The sequence below is a fragment of the Ruegeria sp. YKSF131 genome (genome assembly GCF_059612645.1).
Map to the genome: position 1 here is coordinate 64,729 of NZ_JBXWQZ010000015.1, position 15,653 is coordinate 80,381.

Consider the following 15,653-nt stretch of genomic DNA (forward strand, 5'->3'; position numbering starts at 1 on the left):
GCCCGGGGTGCTGACTGTGCCTCGTCACCAAAGCCTCTCCGGACGTGAAAATTCAGGGCGGAATCCTGCAACAAGGAGGAGAAACAATGAAACCGCATTTTGGCCTTTCGGCTGTTGCCATTGCCTCAAACCTCGCGATCACCTTTCCGGCTTCAGCCGAAGACCTCTCAATCTACAATTGGGCTGATTACTTTGGTGAAACGACAGTTTCGGACTACGAAAAGGAGACCGGCACACATGTCAGCCTGGACTATTACGATTCAAACGAAGTTCTGGAAACCAAGCTGCTGACAGGGGCGTCAGGTTACGATGTCGTTTTCCCCGCCGCGTCCAATGCGCAACGAGAGTTTCAGGCCGGGGCGTTGCATCCGATCGACCCCGCGCGCCTGAGCAACTACGGCAATCTCAATCCGAAAATTCTGGCGTCGCTCGACAGTATACCCGGTGCCCGGCAATTGGGCGTACCTTACACTTGGGGCACAGTAGGGCTTGCCTACAATCCAACCATGATCAAAGAGCGACTGGGCACGGATGTCATCACATCCTGGGACGTTCTTTTTGATCCTCAGATCGCCGCCAAGCTTGCCGACTGTGGGATTGCCGTGCTGGACTCACCGGTAGAAATGGTCTCGGTGGCGCTGAACTATCTCGGGGCTGACCCGTACTCCGATGACCCCGCCGATCTCGACAGGGTTCAGGACCTCTTCGAGGCCGTCACGCCGTCCATTCGTTATTTTCACAACCAGAAAGCATCTACAGACTTGCCCGGTGGAGATGCCTGTTTGGCAGTGATGTACAGTGGTGATGCCGGCATAGCTCAGGCCCGCGCCACCGAGTCCGGCAATGGTGTCGAAATTCTGTATACAATTCCGAGCGAAGGCACGTTGATGTGGATCGACCTCATGTCCATCCCGGTGGATTCAACACGGGCGGATGAGGCATATCGATTCATTGACTACATGCTGCGGCCTGATGTCATCGCAGGAGTGTCCAACTACGTCTATTTTGCGAATGCGAATTCCGCAGCAGATACGTTCGTAGATGAAGCCATTCTGACTGATCCGGGAATCTACCCGGATGAGGCGACATTGAGACGACTCTTCCCTGATCTGAGTGTCGGCGCGAAAACGCTGCGCAATCGCAACCGTCTTTGGACGAATGTAAAATCCGGCACCTGAACCCTGCCAAGCCCGGCAAAGGCGGGAAAGAATTGCAACACCCCGCCACTCGGGCAGCAATCATCAAAATGAACGGAGCCAATAATGGTGACTTCAACCGACCGCGCCTTTCTGGCGCAAAACGAAATGGGCATGGGGTATGAGCCGACCTTTAGCGGAGCGACAAGTCTGTTCCGGCGACAATATTCCCGCAATCTGGAGAGCGCGGATATGGTCACGTGGGGCGTTCCCTATGATCTCTCTGTGACCAATCGCCCGGGATGCAGGTTCGGGCCACGTGCCATTCGTGCTGTATCGACCAACCTCGCCTGGGATGGTGGGCCCTGGCCCTGGGGGTTTGATCCCTTCGAAATCCTGAACATGGTTGATTACGGCGATTGTGATATTGACCCAGGCTTTCCAGAGCAGATTGCGCTGCAAATTCAGGACCAAGCGCGGGAAATCCTGAAATCCGGTGCCTTTCTTCTGACGATGGGTGGAGATCACTCGGTCACCTATCCGATCCTGAAGGCGCAGGCAGAACGCCACGGCCCCATTTCGCTGATCCAGATTGATGCCCATTCGGATACATGGGAAGAACACCCAAAGCGGATCGACCATGGTTCAATGTTCTACCATGCCACTGTCGAAGGCATCATATCCCCTGAGACGTCAGTGCAGGCAGGCATGCGCACGCTGAATGAAAAGACTCACGGGTTCACGGTACTCGACGCAAATTGGGTTCACGAGAACGGGATTGATGCAACGGTTGCGCGCATCAAAGAGACAGTAGGAGACCGGCCTGCTTACCTGACCTTCGATATTGACGCGCTTGATCCGGCATTCGCGCCCGGAACCGGAACGCCGGTATGCGGAGGACTGTCTACCTATCAAGGGCAGTCTTTGGTACGCAAGCTCGACGGGGTCAACCTTGTCGGGGCCGATCTCGTCGAAGTCTCCCCTCCGTACGATCATGCAGAGATTACAGCTTTGGCCGGTGCATCGCTCTTGCTGGATATGGTTTGCTTAATAGCAAAGGCGCGAAAATAACGGATAAAGAGATGGCTTGAGAGTGATGCCGCAGCCCAAAACTCATTCGCACAGCGATCGGGGCCGCGCAACACGTCAGACGTCCAAGCGAAATGGTCGAAAAGTTGCATGTGGCGCGGTGAACCAGTTTCTTTTTGGGCGACGATAGAAATCGTGCAGATCAATGATCCATCCAGGACAAAGGGTGACAGTCAAATGTCGGTCAGACCTTGGTTTCCATTGAGTGAGTCGCGAGTTTTGCAGCTTTCTCAGCGGCCTCCAGAGCGCCTTCAAGATATCCGCCGAACCCGTGCGCGGTTTCGGTTGAGCAGAAATGGACACCTCGTGCTGCAAGGCTGTTAAGGATCGAAGGCAAGCCGTAGCTTGGGTGGAAGCGAGCCGGAACATGATCCTGCATGCGGGAGATTTCCGCGATTGTTGCCCAATCCTGCAGTTCCAGATCAAGGGGTTGCGCCATCTTGGGGCCAAACATGGCCGTGAGTTGCGCCAAGGCCTGGTCCATCATGGCTTCTTTGTGTGTCGCGCGCATATCGGCGGGGTATCCGACGAATCCGAACAGTGCATAAGGTCCTCCCTTCATGGGGGAGGCATCATGAATTTCGACCATGGGGCCGCGGTGGCTCATCGCGTCACCTGAAAGCCCAGCGTTGCGCCAATGGGGCTCATCGTAAACCGCGAGAATCTTGGCTTGCCCGGCCATCCAGGTCGGAATGTTTTTCAAGGCTTGGATCTGATCCGCATCCAGCGCTGGTTCAAAATTGACGGTATCCGCAATCACCCGCGGCGGGATGGCCAGCATGATCTGTCTGGCTTCGACAGAATAAGGTCCGCCGTCATGGTCGAGAAATGCGGTGATCTTGCCGGGAGAATGCCGGACCGATCTGAGTCTGGTATGTGTCAGGATACGCCCTGCACCCAGCGATCCGGCAAGCGCGCCGGTCAGGGCACCCATGCCTCCGGCCAGCCGGTAGGATCCTTGCATCGACGCATAGCCGCGGGCGCGTTGGACAGCGCCGGACTGGTCCTGATACATCTGATCCCCGGTTGAATACTGTTCGAAGACCGGGATGTCGAAGCGCTGCGCCAGGGTGGCCATACGCGGCTGGCCAGGCCAGAACCATGCCGGACCAAGGTCGAATTTTCCACCCGACAGCTCTTTGGTCAGGATGCGACCGCCGAGGCGGTTCTGCGCCTCGACCAGAAGGAAATCTGCACCCCTTTGCGTCAGGTGGTCCGCGAGGGCGAGGCCAGACAGGCCGCCGCCAACGATGAGAATATCCTTTTGCATCAGAATGTCTCCCCCATGGGTCTGAGATCCAGTTCGTGAGTCCAGGTGGATCTTGGCTGGCTGGCGAGCGCGAGATAGGTGTCTGCGATATCTGCCGGTTGCATCATCCGCGACGGATCCATGCTGTGCAGATCCCGGCTGGCTTTTGTATCGACGATCCCGTCAAGGATCACATGCACGACGTGCACACCTTTGGGTCCATATTCCCGGGCCAGAGACTGGGTCAATGCCCGCAGACCTGCCTTGGCCGAAGCGAAAGCCGAGAAGTTCTTGCCACCGCGCAGGCTGGCCGTGGCGCCAGACACGATGAAGGTGCCGCCCCCGGTGTCGGCCATCGCGGGCAAAACACCTTGCGCCAGAATGACCGCTGACAGGACCATGGAACGCCAGGTCGCCTCGAAGTCATCCGTGCTTGTCTCCTCGAAGAGCGAGATGACAAGGTTCGCCGTGTTGTGGACCACAAGCTTGGGCGGGCCATGGGTGCAGATCATGTCCCGGAGCTTTGCCCTGCTCCAGCGCTGTTCGGTCAGATCGACAGCCAGCGTGGTACTGGCGCCTTGCGGCACGGTCCGGTTCAGGCCAAAGGCCGTATATCCGTTCTGAGCAAATGACGTGACCAGCGTCTGTCCAAGGCCGGGGCCGGCACCGGCGACGATCGCGAGAGGTCTGTCCATTGTCCTATCCTTGGGTCGGGATGATTGGCGGTTGCGCCAGGTGGTCGGATTTGATCCAAAGACGGGCACCTTCCGACCCGGCCGTGGCGTTGAGCGCCATACCCGGTGGCAGACGCAGCCATGAGTTCTTCTGGAAGACTTCTCCGCCTTCGGTGAAGCTGCCGTCGATCACCAGTGCCTCGAACCCCTTGTGCCCGGTCACGTTTACATGTGCCGATGCGTCCCAGACCTCGATCCGGACCCGTTCACGGGAATCCTCAAAGAGCGGGATTTCGGATATGCCATCTGCAACCGGGCGCGGGTCCTGCGCGTTTGTGTCGATTGTCAGCTGTGTGCGGTCCTCCGGGTCGAACTGCCAAAGCTTGACCAGGATCGTTGCCCCGTCCGCCGCGCTTGGCGTATGCGAGGTGGTCGGCGGATTGCGCACATAGGTGCCAACGGGAAAATCCCCGTGTTCGTCCTGAAAGACGCCATCGAGCACCAGAAACTCTTCGCCCCCTGTATGGGTATGGGCTGAAAAGGCGCTGCCCGGTGCATAGCGAACAATTGTTGTTGCCCGTGCAACCTCATCGCCGATCCTATCCAGCATCCGCCGGTCGACACCTTTCATAGGTGAGGCGATCCACGGTTCATTTTCCGAATGGACAACCGCACGTTCATCAAAGTTTGCGTTGAATTCCATCTTCTTGTCCTTTTCTCAAAGGTTGAACTTCATGCCGACGGCGATTGGCACGACCCGCTTGCCGTACCGGCGTTCCAGTGCGTTCGTCGCACGCCACCCGGTACAGTGGCCGGGCATGATCAGGTCGACGTCGAATTGCGCAAAGTCGGCGACGGTCTGGTCGATGATCTTTTCATTGCCACCGGCAAGGTGAAAGCCGCCGGTCAGGCCATGGATCGGCACGCCGGGAAAATCGCGCTGAGCGGCATGAAGGACGTTGACGATACCCGCATGTGAACAGGCAGAAAACACCACCAGACCTTTGCCCGCAATATTCACCGCGACATAGCGTTCGTCCATGAGCAGCGGGTCGTCTTCCCAACCCGCGCCGTCTTCGGTGCGGCGGACATGGCCCGGAAACCCGACCTCGTAATCCGTGACACGGGGAATTTCGCCCGAAATATAGAACATATCGTCCAACACGCTGACCGGTTGATCCGTGACAACGGGTGTTGCGCCCTGCGCAGCCAGTTCTTCGGGTGTGGCGATTTCTTGTATTTCGATCAGTTCTCCTGACGAAAGCGGAAAAGCACGTTTTCGGAACATTCCGGGATGCAGATAAACCGGTAACTCGCCGGTCCGGCCGTCCTTGCGGATCAGATCGATGGCCGCTGGAATACCGCCCGCATGATCCCAATGGCCATGCGACAGAGCGATCGCGTCGATGGTGCCAAAGGATGCTCCAAGCCGCGACGCGTTGTATTCGACGGCAAAATCGACCGGCCCGGCGTCAAAGAGCAATGTATGTTCCGTCTCGCCGCGCCGGGCTGTGATGATCAACGCCAGGCCGTGATTTGCACAACATTGACCGGCACCCGAGATCTGCTCCATCCCGGCGTTGTGGAGATTGTCCCACTCATGGGTGAACCCCACGGGCACGCTGGACAGGCTGTCCGTCCGGTTGTCGATGAGAACAAGAATCTCGACACTGTCGATGGGTTGAAGCTTGGTGGGCATGGTCTTCTCCGTTTCGGGTTGCCAGGGCGGACAATTGCCCGCCCCGGCGATTTGCGTCAGGCAGCAAGACGCTGCTTGAGCGCTTCCGCGAGTGGGGGTGCCGACGCCGGGCTCTGGCCAGTCATCAGGGCGCCATCTTCGACCACGTTGGCTTCCCAGTTGGCCTTGCTGACGTAGGTGGCGCCACGACGTTTCAACTCGTCTTCAAGCGAGAACAGAAGGTGATGCAGAAGCTCGATCTCGTTGTCTTCGTCGTTCTTGAAGCCGGTCAGGCTGAGGCCCTCAACCAGGTAGCTGCCGTCTGACTTCTTGACATCCCGCAGTATGGCCGGCGCGTGGCAGACCATCGCGACAGGCCGGTCGGATTCGTAGAACTCCCGGATCATCTTGATGGCATAGCTGTCAGAAGCCAGGTCCCAGATCAGGCCATAGCCGCCCGGAATGAAGAGCGCATCGAAGGTCGAATAGTCGATCTCACGCAGTTTGCGGGTATTCTGTACCGCGAACATGGCCACCGGATCGTTGAAGAAGCGGTCAGTGTTTTCGGTAGTGAACGGAGCCTTCATCGACAGCAGGTCAATGGGTGCGTTGCCGCCTTTGGGCGAGGCAAAAACAACCTCATAGCCCGCTTCCGTCAGGACGTAATACGGGGTTGCGACCTCTTCGAACCAGGTGCCGGTTTGCTTGCCCGAGATGCCCATCTCGTCAACGGACGACATGACCAGCAAGACGCGTTTTTGTTTGTTTCCAGTAGCCATCAGCGTGTTCCTTTCATGAATACCTATCTATCACTAGGTAGATAACAGTTAGAAGTTGATTCCTGGGCTGTCAACGTTTATCTATCAATCGGTAGATTGGAGGTAGTCATGCCACTGACAATGAAAGAAAAAATTCTTATCGCCGCCGAGAAACGCGTGCGCAGTGCGGGCTTTTCGGAGATGAGTTTCCGTGACCTGGCCAACGATGTGGGAATCAAAAGTGCCAGCGTACACTACCATTTCCCCACCAAACCGGATCTCGGGGAGGCTCTCGTCACCCGCTACGCCGAGCAATTCAAGGCAGAACTGGACAAGATTGACCTGAACGATCTGCATTCTGCATTGGAAGGTTTCGTGGCGCTCTATTCCGGTGCGCTGGTGCTGAACGAGTCCATATGCCTTTGCGCCGTCATGGGCGCCGAAGCCATTGGGCTGCCCGAAAACGTCAACAAACGCACAAAAGCCTTCTTCGAGATGAACAAGGCATGGTTAGAAAACCTATTCACCAAGCACGGGGTCAAGAATGCCGAAGATACCGCAGGCCTCATCGTCGCGGCCTTGGAGGGCGGCATGATTGTCGCCTCCGCTTCAAGCGACCGATCAATATTTGATCAGGTCGCCAAAGCGGCAATTCGCGGCATTGGCCAGGGATAGGAACCGAGTTTGGAGCTGCCCAGTTCGACTACGACATTCTTCATCAAAACGATGTTCTCGTAAGTGTCATCAAGGTAGAATGCGTAATCTCACCGTAGCCTTCCTTTCTAACGCGTGTATTGCGAACCGAGGCTTACAGTACGCTCCTTACGCAGGAACCGCCCTTCTCTTCGGTAAAAAATCTGGCGCAGCTGTTGTTGGTTGTTCCTGGATGCAGCAAAGAATTGTTCAGATTTTGTAGAAATCTGCACGGCTGAATGCCCGCAAGCGGGAACCTCGCGGCGCTACCGATGACCCATCGCTGTGAATGCGAGGGTTTTCTGCGTCACGAAACGCCATTCCCAACAATCAAAACACCCCTCGGTCAGCCGATGCTTGAACTTGCTGCTTTTTGCCCCATCTGACACCCGCAACCTGACGCCCTCTGGTACTTTCTGCACAAGCAGCGTAAAAGAAGTGCCGCGCGTAACATTTGGAGCTTTGCGTCGATGAAAGAGCATCGTGGCCGCCTGACCAAGGACGGTATTCGCATCTATGAACAGGGTGATTTTGCCGGGATGCACGCGGCGGGCGCTCTGGCGGCGCGGATTCTGGATGATATTGCCGCGCATGTCTTTCCCGGTCAGACCACGGGTGCGATTGACGGGCTAATCACGCAGATGGTCGAGGATGCGGGCGCGACCTCGGCCACGATCGGCTATAAGGGGTATGAGCACGCCAGCTGCATCAGTGTGAACCATGTGGTCTGCCACGGTATTCCCGGTGACAAGAAGTTGAAGGAAGGCGATATCCTGAACATCGATGTGACCGTCATCGTGGATGGCTGGTTCGGTGACACCTCGCGCATGTATGTGGCGGGCAAGCTGCCGCGCAAGGCCGAGCGTCTGATTCAGGTGACCCATGACGCACTGTTCAAGGGTATCGAAATGGTCAAGCCGGGCAACACGTTCGGCGATATCGGCCATGCCATTCAGGCCTATGTCGAAGCGCACCGGATGAGTGTTGTTCGCGACTTTTGCGGGCACGGTCTGGGCCGCGTGTTCCACGCGCCGCCGAATGTGCTGCATTATGGCCGTCCCGGCACCGGCGCGGTTCTTGAGGAAGGCATGTTCTTTACCATCGAGCCGATGGTCAATCTGGGCCGTCCCGAAACCAAGACGCTGGCCGACGACTGGACCGCCGTGACCCGCGACAAGTCGCTGTCGGCACAGTTCGAGCATTCGGTAGGCGTAACGGCGAATGGGGTCGATATCTTTACCCTATCACCGGGCGGCAAGTTTCACCCGACCTATTCGTCCTGATCGGCGGCCTGTTCGCGCAGGAGCTTCAGCAACATCGTCTCAGCCCCCCAAGGGGTAACCGCGTCGTGAATGAACACCGGCGCACGCAGGGGTTTGCGGTCAGGTTTCGTGGTGACCTCGGCGTCGCGGGAGATTTTCCAGGCAAAGGGTGTCAGAGCATGGTCCATGGCTGCACCATAGCACAGTTGGGGGTCAAAGTCGCAACAGCGGGTGTGCCTGAGACATATCCGTGATCACCTCGGCCCCCAGATCGGCCAGCCTGTCACCACCGCCATGCGGCGCGTAGGCCAGACAGCGCATATTGGCCCGGATTGCAGCTGTAACACCATTGTGGCTGTCTTCGATAACCACGGGGGCCTGTGCGCCAAAATGTTCCGCCGCCAGTTGGAACATCTTTGGATCAGGCTTGCCGGTGCCAAGCACATGGGCCGAGAACATCACATCTTTGAACCGGTCCCAGAGCCCATTCTGGCCGAGCGTGATCTGCATCTTGTCCGGGCTGCCGTTTGAGGCCACGCAATAGGAGATGCCCCGCTGATCCAGCGCCGCAAGCAGGTCCGCGACACCCGGCACCAAAGGCACACCGGCGCGCAGGCGGTCGTAGGTTTCGGCATAGACCTGATCAATCCAATCTTCGGGCAGGTCTGCGCCCATCGCACGCGCCTTGTCGCACACCCCGACCATGGTTCCGCCCACAAACAGGGACATGCATTCGGGCAAGGTCAGGTGCAGGCCATAGCCCGCCAGATTGTCCGCCAACACCTGGTTCGAGATCACCTCGCTGTCGACCAGAACGCCATCGCAATCGAAAATGACCAGATCATGCACTCTGATCACCGTTCCGCATCAATGAGATATACGTGTCGCCATATTTGCGACTGTCGTGCAACGTGAACCCGGCCGGGGCCTGCATCCGTGAGTTTTCTTCCCAAACCAGCAGCGCATCATCCGCGATCCAGCCATTGGCCAGCGCGGCGATGGCTTTCTGTCCCATGGCCTTGCCATAGGGCGGGTCCAGAAAGATCAGATCGTAGGGCGCGTCCGGATTTTCGCCCAACCGGGTTGCATCGCGGCGGATCAGGTCGGTGCGCCCGGCACTGCGGGTCAGGTCGATATTCTTGCGGATCAAACCCTGGGCCACGCGCCCGTCATCGACGAAGGTGACATGCGCCGCACCGCGTGACAGCGCTTCGAGCCCAAGCGCCCCGGTGCCAGCAAACAGGTCCAGCACGCGCAGGCCGTCGAAATCGATCTGATGGGCCAGCACGTTGAACAGGCTTTCGCGCACCCGGTCGGTGGTCGGGCGCAGATGTGCGCCCGCATCGCCTTTGCCGACGGGGGTCAGGGCGCGACCGCGGAACTCTCCGGCGATGATCCTCATGCCTTGAGCAGCGATTTAAGGTCTGCATCAGGGTCGGCCACGACAGCCGGGTCGGCCGTTTTTCCCATTTCGATCAGGCGTTTGCCGACCATATAGGCGCGCGGATCGTTCATCGCGTCGACCGCAATCAGTTTATCCCCGTTGTAATACCAGAAGGACACGGTCTGCCCGTCGCCCTGCCGGGTCACCACGCGGTCATATCCGGTGTTCAGACCCGCGATCTGAAGCTTGACCTCGTATTGATCCGACCAGAACCACGGGGTTGCCACATAGTCCTTGGCCGCACCCAACATGTTCTGGGCCACGATCTCGGCCTGATCAATGGCATTGGGGACGCTTTCCAGACGGATGCGGCCTTCGCCATGGGGAAAGGAGGCGCAATCGCCAGCCGCCCAGATCGACGGGTCGGACGTGCGGCCATGGGCGTCGGTTCTGATGCCGTTGTCCAGGTCCAGCCCCGCCATCTCGGCCAGTTGGGTTGCGGGTGCAATGCCGACGCCAACCACAACGAAATCAACGTCCAGCTTTGTTCCGTCAGTCAGAACCGCGCCGGTGACCTTGCCGTTTTCGCCGATCAGATGATCCAACCCGACGCCTTCGCGGATGTCTGCGCCGTATGCACTGTGCAACGCGCGGAAATAGTCGCTGGTCTCGGGCGCTGCGACACGTTGCAGGATACGGTCGGCCATCTCGACCAGAGTGACCTTGACGCCGCGCTTGGCACATACGGCGGCAGCTTCGAGGCCGATATACCCGCCGCCCACGATCAGCGCGCGGGCGCCTTCGGTCACTTTGGGCTCCATCTCGTCGATATGGGCCAGATCGCGCACCACATGCACACCGTCCAGATCGCCACCAATCGCTGCGGGCAGGCGGCGCGGGTCAGACCCGGTGGTCAGCGCCAGTTCGTCGTATGAGATAACCTCATCCCCCAGGGTGACCGTTTTGGCCTTGGGGTCGATACCGGTGACGCGCTGACCCAAACGCAGGGTGATGTTGTTTTCCGTGTAAAAACTTTCGGACCGCAGGAACAGACGCTCAAGCTCCATCTCGCCCAGCAGATAGGCTTTGGACAGGGGTGGGCGTTGATAGGGCAGATGCGGCTCGGCCCCGATCAGAGTGATCTCACCCGCAAACCCGTCCTTGCGCAGACGAGCCACCAAAGAGGCGCCTGCCTGCCCCGCGCCGATCACGACAATATGGTTCATGCTTTGCCTACCCCGTAGTTTTCAAGTGGTCACCGTGTTCAGACCACCTATATTGCGGCTAAGCACATTTCTGCAAATCCAAACGACAGGAGCTGAATAATGATTTCAACAGGAGATACCCTGCCCGAAGCAACGCTGATTCAGATGGGCGCGAACGGGCCGGAAGAGGTGCGGATTTCAGACAAGACCAAAGGCCGCAAGGTGGTGATCTTTGCCGTGCCGGGGGCTTATACCGGCACCTGCACGACCGCCCATGTGCCCAGTTTCATCCGCACGAAGAAACAGTTTGACGCCAAGGGCGTGGACGAGATCCTGTGCCTTTCGGTCAATGATCCGTTTGTGATGCAGGCGTGGGGGCAATCCACGGGCGCGACCGAGGCGGGGCTGACCATGGTGTCGGACGCAGCGGCAGAGTTCACCAAGGCCATCGGCATGGATTTCGACGCGCCGCCCGTGGGGCTTTTCGCGCGGTCCAAGCGGTATGCAATGCTGGTCGAGGATGGCACGGTCACGGTGCTAAATATGGAAGAAAACCCCGGCGCCTGCGAGATTTCCGCCGGTGAAGGCCTGTTGGATGTGATCTGATTTTGATCGGCCCCGGTCCGACCGGGGCCTTTCGCCGCCAAATTAACTTGTAGCACCGCCCCAGAGCGCGAATACTTGGCGTATTCACACGGGGAGTTTTTTCATGAAACTTAACGCGTTCTACATAGTACTGTCCGGCGCGGCCCTTTTGGCGGCCTGTGGACCGGCCCCAACTCCGCAACAGCAAGCTGCACGCCAGCACGAAATCGCCTGTCTGGGCGGAACGTTGGGCGGGGCGCTGATCGGGGGCGCAATCGGCAACCAGTTTGGTGGCGGATCAGGCAAGACGATCCTGACCGCAGCGGGCGCTGCCGCTGGCGGCATCGAAGGTCAGAGATTCGCGTGCTGAGGAGGTCGATATGAAACAGCTAAGCCTAGTGATGTTCATGGTGGCTTTGGCCGGTTCGGGTCACGCCGAAAGCGTGGCTGAACTGCACGAAAACGAGTTGAAGGCCATCGACGCCAACAATGACGGGTTCCTGTCCAAAGACGAGTTCGATGCTTTCTCGGATTACGCCTTTCAGACGATGGACGAAGACAGGAACGGCACTTTGGGTCAGGCCGAGGCCAAACCGTTCATGGACATCAAACTGTTCCGCAGCGCTGACCGAAACGGCGACAACGTGATCTCAAGACCAGAATTTGACACCCAGATGGGCGAGGATTTCCTGTCCGCCGATCAGGATGGGAATGGTCAGCTTGATTAACAGCAGGAGTTTGGGATGAACAAATGGCTTGGGGTGACGGCGCTGGGGCTGGTTGCAGCCTGTGACGTGCCGCAGGCCCCGTTGGTGACAGGCCCGGACGGGCAGGCCCGCATACAGATCAACCTGTCTGGCCTGACCTGTTATGAAAACAAGTGTCTGGATATCAACCCGGCCGCGCGCAGCGTGCGGCAGATCGGAAACAAGACCACGGGTATTCCAAGGGCGATTGATGTCAGCGACGGCACTGTCACGCCTGTCGAGTTCCGGCAGATGGGCACTGCCGCATCGCTGGCTGGCGGTGAAGGGTCAGGCCGCAACGATCGCTAGCACAGACTGTCCATCTTGCGGGCCAGCTTAGCATCCAGCGACGACAGGCCGCCCACATCATGGGTGGACAAGACGACCTCGACCGTGCGGTAGACATTGAACCATTCGGGGTGATGGTTCCACTTCTCGGCCCAGATTGCCACCTGTGTCATCCAGCCGAAGGCGTGGACAAAATTGTCGAAAATGAAGGTCTTGGTGATCGCATCGCGGCCTTCAACCATGGTCCAACCGTTTTTGAACAGCGGATCCAGAAGCGGGCCACGGGTTTCGGTCGACAAGAGTTCGGTCATTGCTGTTCCTCCGGGTTCGATTTCCTGAACGGGCCGTAATCCGTCAGAATCTCGATCTCTTCTTCCACTGCGTGGCCTTCGGCGTCCAGATATTTCTTGACCGCATCGGCAAAACCCGGATCGCCTACCCAATGCAAGCTATGCGTGCGTGTTGGCAGGTACCCTCGCGCCAGCTTGTGTTCGCCCTGTGCACCTGCCTCGACCCGGGTCAGCCCGTGGGCAATGGCAAAGTCGATTGCCCTATAATAGCACAGTTCGAAATGCAGGCAGGCATGATGTTCGATGCAACCCCAATAACGCCCAAAAAGGGTTTCACGGCCGATATAGTTCAACGCACCCGCAATGGGAAATCCATTCCGTTCGGCCAGCACAAGGGCCATGTCATCTGCCATCGTATCCTGTGCAATATCAAAGAACCGCCGCGTCAGGTAGGGTGAGCCCCATTTGCGCGATCCGGTGTCCTGGTAGAACCGCCAGAACGCGTCCCAATGTTCGGGGCGCAGCTGGTCACCGGTCAGAGTGCGGATCTCACCACCAAAACCACAGGCCTGCGCACGTTCTTTCCGGATAGTCTTGCGCTTGCGCGACGACAGCGCGCTCAGAAAGCCGTCGAAATCCGAATAGTTATCGTTCAGCCAGTGAAACTGCTGCGATCGGCGCAGCATCAGACCCATCTGTTCGCCAGCCAATGCTTCATCCTCGGTACAGAAGGTCGCGTGAAGGGACGAAACCCGGTTGTCAGCCGCAAGCTGCACCGCCCCCTGAACCAGCGCCGACATACCGATCCGTTCATAGCCCGGACGCACCAGAAACCGCCGCCCGGTTGCCGGGGTGAACGGCACCGCGATTTGCAGTTTGGGGTAATACCGCCCGCCCGCGCTTTCATAGGCATGGGCCCAGCTGTGATCGAAGATGTATTCGCCCTGGCTGTGCGACTTGGCATACATCGGGGCCGCCGCGATCAGCATCCCGTCATGATAGGCCGTCAGGTATTGCGGCTGCCAGCCGGTGCCACGCCCGACCGAGCCGCTGTCTTCCAGCGCCAGCAAAAAGCGATGTGTGGTAAAGGGATCAAGCGGCCGCCCGCCATCGGCAGCTTCGGGGCAGGCGCAGGCATCCCACTCTGCCGCTGCAATCTGCGACAGAGCGCCCAGTACCTGAACCTCGATCTGTGCCTGATCCATATGTCCTCCGCGCCTGTCCTTTATCTGTGACCGCACGGAGGGGGTTCAAGTCGAATGCGCAGCCAAATAGCCTTCGAAGGTCACATTGTCGGCAACCTTGCGGGCTTCTGCCTCTTGTTCGGGCGACCGGATTGTCCAACACAGGATCGGCACGCCCCGCGCCTTTAGTTCCGCCACGCGGGGGCGCGACAGGTCCGCGGCTTCGTGGCTGATGAAACTGGCGCCGACACGGTCGAAATCCGGGATATCGCGCAGGTGATCGCAGACGCTTTGCGGCAAAAGCTCGACACTGGGCTCATACGCGCAGGTCGTGATCCCGCGCGGCAGATGCGGGGCAAGCCGCGCCAGTTCAGCGACCGAGTTGGGATTGAAGGACATCAAGGCCACCGGGCCCTTGTAGCCCTGCAACGCGCGCACGGTGTCGCGTTCAAGCGCCCCCACCTTCGTGCCCATCGCCCCGTCCTGATCCTTTAATTCGATCAGCAGCGGCACCCGGCCCGCGACAATGTCCAGCACATCATCCAGTGTCGGAATGCCGTCATCCCCATGCAGAAGCGGCGTGCCAGAGGCGGCCAGTGCCGTGACCTGCTGAATGGGCCCCGACTGCCCGGTCAGGCGGGTCATGTCATAATCGTGAAAGACCATTGCCTGGTCATCCGTTGTCAGTTGAAGATCGATCTCGATCCCGTAGCCAGCTTCAATCGCGGCCCGAATGGCCGCCCGGCTGTTTTCCGGGCGGTTCTTGGTAATGTCGTGCAGCGCCCGATGCGCAATCGGGGCCTGCAAAAACACATCTGGTAGGGGCGGCGTCATTCGATTTCGAAAATGCCTTCGATCTCGACCGCGACACCCAGCGGAAGCGACGCCGCGCTGACGGCGGAACGCGAATGGCGACCGGCATCGCCCAGCACCTCGACCAGAAAATCGGACGCGCCGTTGATCACCTGCGGCTGTGCCGTGAATTCAGCGGTCGAGTTCACGAATCCGGTCAGCTTGATCACGCGGACCAGTTTTTCGATATCGCCGCCACAGGCCGCCTTGACCTGTGCCAGCAGGTTGATCGCGCAGACACGCGCCGCCGCAGCCCCGGCTTCGACATCCAAGTCATCGCCCAGTTTTCCGGTGATCAGCTTATCAGTCTTCGAGATCTGGCCAGATACATAAAGGATGTTGCCGACACGCACGAAAGGCACATAGTTGGCCGCAGGCGCGGGCGCGTCTTCCAGCGTTACACCGAGGCTTTCCAGTTTTGCAGCGATGCTCATTGCGAGGGTCCTTCCCTAATATCAACTCAGCGGGACGCTAACCGGGAAGCACGGATTGGGAAAGACGGAAACCGGCAAATTTCGGCCTTCCTGCGATCTGAGCGTATCTTTACTGAAAACTCACTGTTGATCGACGGTCACTTTAC

21 protein-coding genes are annotated in these 15,653 nt (G+C 58.6%); 8 read left to right on the forward strand and 13 right to left on the reverse strand.

The features are described from left to right. Nucleotides 1–86: 86 nt before the first annotated feature. A complete protein-coding gene (locus tag AC2FLZ_RS07655) occupies nt 87–1,178 on the forward strand; it encodes an extracellular solute-binding protein (RefSeq protein ID WP_496882032.1) in 1,092 nt (363 codons plus the stop codon). Nucleotides 1,179–1,262: 84 nt separating this feature from the next. Beyond that, nucleotides 1,263–2,207, forward strand: coding sequence for an agmatinase (gene speB, locus AC2FLZ_RS07660; protein ID WP_480518010.1), 945 nt, complete (start codon nt 1,263–1,265; stop codon nt 2,205–2,207). Between the two features lie 202 nt (nt 2,208–2,409). On the opposite strand, the gene AC2FLZ_RS07665 is transcribed toward speB, so the two are convergent. The 5 genes from AC2FLZ_RS07665 to AC2FLZ_RS07685 are packed head-to-tail and all read right to left on the reverse strand — an operon-like array spanning nt 2,410 to nt 6,605. After that, on the reverse strand, nt 2,410–3,495 hold the full coding sequence (locus AC2FLZ_RS07665; protein WP_496882033.1) for a flavin monoamine oxidase family protein: 1,086 nt from the start codon (nt 3,493–3,495) through the stop codon (nt 2,410–2,412). Next, a complete protein-coding gene (locus AC2FLZ_RS07670) occupies nt 3,495–4,169 on the reverse strand; it encodes an SDR family NAD(P)-dependent oxidoreductase (protein WP_496821857.1) in 675 nt (224 codons plus the stop codon). Before AC2FLZ_RS07670 ends, AC2FLZ_RS07665 begins: the two co-directional genes overlap by 1 nt. A gap of 4 nt (nt 4,170–4,173) precedes the next feature. After that, nucleotides 4,174–4,851, reverse strand: a complete 678-nt coding sequence (locus AC2FLZ_RS07675; protein ID WP_480518013.1) for a cupin domain-containing protein — start codon at nt 4,849–4,851, stop codon at nt 4,174–4,176. Between the two features lie 15 nt (nt 4,852–4,866). Continuing rightward, nucleotides 4,867–5,847, reverse strand: a complete 981-nt coding sequence (locus tag AC2FLZ_RS07680) for an MBL fold metallo-hydrolase (protein WP_496821856.1) — start codon at nt 5,845–5,847, stop codon at nt 4,867–4,869. 56 nt (nt 5,848–5,903) lie between these two features. Next, a complete protein-coding gene (locus tag AC2FLZ_RS07685; RefSeq protein WP_480493964.1) occupies nt 5,904–6,605 on the reverse strand; it encodes a type 1 glutamine amidotransferase domain-containing protein in 702 nt (233 codons plus the stop codon). Nucleotides 6,606–6,713: 108 nt separating this feature from the next. Here AC2FLZ_RS07685 and AC2FLZ_RS07690 point away from each other — a divergent pair, with 108 nt between their 5' ends. Continuing rightward, complete coding sequence (locus AC2FLZ_RS07690) at nt 6,714–7,259, forward strand: TetR/AcrR family transcriptional regulator (protein ID WP_480518017.1); 546 nt, start codon at nt 6,714–6,716, stop codon at nt 7,257–7,259. Nucleotides 7,260–7,747: 488 nt separating this feature from the next. Further along, a complete protein-coding gene (map, locus tag AC2FLZ_RS07695) occupies nt 7,748–8,560 on the forward strand; it encodes a type I methionyl aminopeptidase (RefSeq protein WP_480493965.1) in 813 nt (270 codons plus the stop codon). On the opposite strand, the gene AC2FLZ_RS07700 is transcribed toward map, so the two are convergent. The 4 genes from AC2FLZ_RS07700 to AC2FLZ_RS07715 are packed head-to-tail and all read right to left on the reverse strand — an operon-like array spanning nt 8,548 to nt 11,149. Further along, nucleotides 8,548–8,727, reverse strand: coding sequence for a hypothetical protein (locus AC2FLZ_RS07700; RefSeq protein WP_480493966.1), 180 nt, complete (start codon nt 8,725–8,727; stop codon nt 8,548–8,550). The genes map and AC2FLZ_RS07700 overlap by 13 nt on opposite strands. A gap of 25 nt (nt 8,728–8,752) precedes the next feature. Beyond that, entirely contained in the window at nt 8,753–9,388 is a 636-nt protein-coding gene (locus AC2FLZ_RS07705) for an HAD family hydrolase (RefSeq protein ID WP_480493967.1), read from the reverse strand. Then, on the reverse strand, nt 9,381–9,941 hold the full coding sequence (rsmD, locus tag AC2FLZ_RS07710; RefSeq protein WP_480474291.1) for a 16S rRNA (guanine(966)-N(2))-methyltransferase RsmD: 561 nt from the start codon (nt 9,939–9,941) through the stop codon (nt 9,381–9,383). Before rsmD ends, AC2FLZ_RS07705 begins: the two co-directional genes overlap by 8 nt. Next, nucleotides 9,938–11,149 carry an NAD(P)/FAD-dependent oxidoreductase gene (locus tag AC2FLZ_RS07715; RefSeq protein WP_496882034.1) on the reverse strand — a complete coding sequence of 404 codons (1,212 nt, stop codon included), beginning with the start codon at nt 11,147–11,149 and terminating at the stop codon, nt 9,938–9,940. The genes rsmD and AC2FLZ_RS07715 overlap by 4 nt, the downstream gene beginning before the upstream one ends. Nucleotides 11,150–11,248: 99 nt before the next feature. Here AC2FLZ_RS07715 and AC2FLZ_RS07720 point away from each other — a divergent pair, with 99 nt between their 5' ends. From AC2FLZ_RS07720 to AC2FLZ_RS07735, 4 genes are all read left to right on the forward strand, one after another. Beyond that, nucleotides 11,249–11,734 carry a peroxiredoxin gene (locus tag AC2FLZ_RS07720; protein WP_480474293.1) on the forward strand — a complete coding sequence of 162 codons (486 nt, stop codon included), beginning with the start codon at nt 11,249–11,251 and terminating at the stop codon, nt 11,732–11,734. Between the two features lie 103 nt (nt 11,735–11,837). After that, on the forward strand, nt 11,838–12,083 hold the full coding sequence (locus AC2FLZ_RS07725; protein ID WP_480518023.1) for a YMGG-like glycine zipper-containing protein: 246 nt from the start codon (nt 11,838–11,840) through the stop codon (nt 12,081–12,083). Nucleotides 12,084–12,093: 10 nt separating this feature from the next. Then, a complete protein-coding gene (locus AC2FLZ_RS07730; RefSeq protein WP_480518025.1) occupies nt 12,094–12,441 on the forward strand; it encodes an EF-hand domain-containing protein in 348 nt (115 codons plus the stop codon). A gap of 15 nt (nt 12,442–12,456) precedes the next feature. Then, entirely contained in the window at nt 12,457–12,768 is a 312-nt protein-coding gene (locus tag AC2FLZ_RS07735; protein ID WP_480518027.1) for a hypothetical protein, read from the forward strand. Here the strand turns inward: AC2FLZ_RS07735 and AC2FLZ_RS07740 are convergent. The 4 genes from AC2FLZ_RS07740 to AC2FLZ_RS07755 are packed head-to-tail and all read right to left on the reverse strand — an operon-like array spanning nt 12,765 to nt 15,507. Beyond that, nucleotides 12,765–13,058: a 4a-hydroxytetrahydrobiopterin dehydratase gene (locus AC2FLZ_RS07740; protein ID WP_209505128.1), complete on the reverse strand. Its 294-nt coding sequence runs from the start codon at nt 13,056–13,058 to the stop codon at nt 12,765–12,767. The two genes, AC2FLZ_RS07735 and AC2FLZ_RS07740, sit on opposite strands and share 4 nt — an antisense overlap. Beyond that, entirely contained in the window at nt 13,055–14,242 is a 1,188-nt protein-coding gene (locus tag AC2FLZ_RS07745; protein ID WP_480554374.1) for a GNAT family N-acetyltransferase, read from the reverse strand. Before AC2FLZ_RS07745 ends, AC2FLZ_RS07740 begins: the two co-directional genes overlap by 4 nt. A 45-nt stretch (nt 14,243–14,287) precedes the next feature. After that, complete coding sequence (locus tag AC2FLZ_RS07750) at nt 14,288–15,055, reverse strand: glycerophosphodiester phosphodiesterase family protein (RefSeq protein WP_496882035.1); 768 nt, start codon at nt 15,053–15,055, stop codon at nt 14,288–14,290. Next, a complete protein-coding gene (locus AC2FLZ_RS07755; RefSeq protein ID WP_480474299.1) occupies nt 15,052–15,507 on the reverse strand; it encodes a RidA family protein in 456 nt (151 codons plus the stop codon). The genes AC2FLZ_RS07750 and AC2FLZ_RS07755 overlap by 4 nt, the downstream gene beginning before the upstream one ends. Nucleotides 15,508–15,653: the final 146 nt, after the last annotated feature.

Bases quoted from the DNA above. Each gene is read 5' to 3' on its own strand.
- AC2FLZ_RS07700 (WP_480493966.1), bottom strand. From the start codon at position 8,727: ATGGACCATGCTCTGACACCCTTTGCCTGGAAAATCTCCCGCGACGCC.
- AC2FLZ_RS07720 (WP_480474293.1), top strand. From the start codon at position 11,249: ATGATTTCAACAGGAGATACCCTGCCCGAAGCAACGCTGATTCAGATG.
- AC2FLZ_RS07690 (WP_480518017.1), top strand. From the start codon at position 6,714: ATGCCACTGACAATGAAAGAAAAAATTCTTATCGCCGCCGAGAAACGC.
- AC2FLZ_RS07680 (WP_496821856.1), bottom strand. From the start codon at position 5,847: ATGCCCACCAAGCTTCAACCCATCGACAGTGTCGAGATTCTTGTTCTC.
- map (WP_480493965.1), top strand. From the start codon at position 7,748: ATGAAAGAGCATCGTGGCCGCCTGACCAAGGACGGTATTCGCATCTAT.
- AC2FLZ_RS07655 (WP_496882032.1), top strand. From the start codon at position 87: ATGAAACCGCATTTTGGCCTTTCGGCTGTTGCCATTGCCTCAAACCTC.
- AC2FLZ_RS07665 (WP_496882033.1), bottom strand. From the start codon at position 3,495: ATGCAAAAGGATATTCTCATCGTTGGCGGCGGCCTGTCTGGCCTCGCC.
- AC2FLZ_RS07670 (WP_496821857.1), bottom strand. From the start codon at position 4,169: ATGGACAGACCTCTCGCGATCGTCGCCGGTGCCGGCCCCGGCCTTGGA.
- rsmD (WP_480474291.1), bottom strand. From the start codon at position 9,941: ATGAGGATCATCGCCGGAGAGTTCCGCGGTCGCGCCCTGACCCCCGTC.
- AC2FLZ_RS07675 (WP_480518013.1), bottom strand. From the start codon at position 4,851: ATGGAATTCAACGCAAACTTTGATGAACGTGCGGTTGTCCATTCGGAA.
- AC2FLZ_RS07750 (WP_496882035.1), bottom strand. From the start codon at position 15,055: ATGACGCCGCCCCTACCAGATGTGTTTTTGCAGGCCCCGATTGCGCAT.
- AC2FLZ_RS07745 (WP_480554374.1), bottom strand. From the start codon at position 14,242: ATGGATCAGGCACAGATCGAGGTTCAGGTACTGGGCGCTCTGTCGCAG.
- AC2FLZ_RS07725 (WP_480518023.1), top strand. From the start codon at position 11,838: ATGAAACTTAACGCGTTCTACATAGTACTGTCCGGCGCGGCCCTTTTG.
- speB (WP_480518010.1), top strand. From the start codon at position 1,263: ATGGTGACTTCAACCGACCGCGCCTTTCTGGCGCAAAACGAAATGGGC.
- AC2FLZ_RS07740 (WP_209505128.1), bottom strand. From the start codon at position 13,058: ATGACCGAACTCTTGTCGACCGAAACCCGTGGCCCGCTTCTGGATCCG.
- AC2FLZ_RS07730 (WP_480518025.1), top strand. From the start codon at position 12,094: ATGAAACAGCTAAGCCTAGTGATGTTCATGGTGGCTTTGGCCGGTTCG.
- AC2FLZ_RS07685 (WP_480493964.1), bottom strand. From the start codon at position 6,605: ATGGCTACTGGAAACAAACAAAAACGCGTCTTGCTGGTCATGTCGTCC.
- AC2FLZ_RS07755 (WP_480474299.1), bottom strand. From the start codon at position 15,507: ATGAGCATCGCTGCAAAACTGGAAAGCCTCGGTGTAACGCTGGAAGAC.
- AC2FLZ_RS07715 (WP_496882034.1), bottom strand. From the start codon at position 11,149: ATGAACCATATTGTCGTGATCGGCGCGGGGCAGGCAGGCGCCTCTTTG.
- AC2FLZ_RS07735 (WP_480518027.1), top strand. From the start codon at position 12,457: ATGAACAAATGGCTTGGGGTGACGGCGCTGGGGCTGGTTGCAGCCTGT.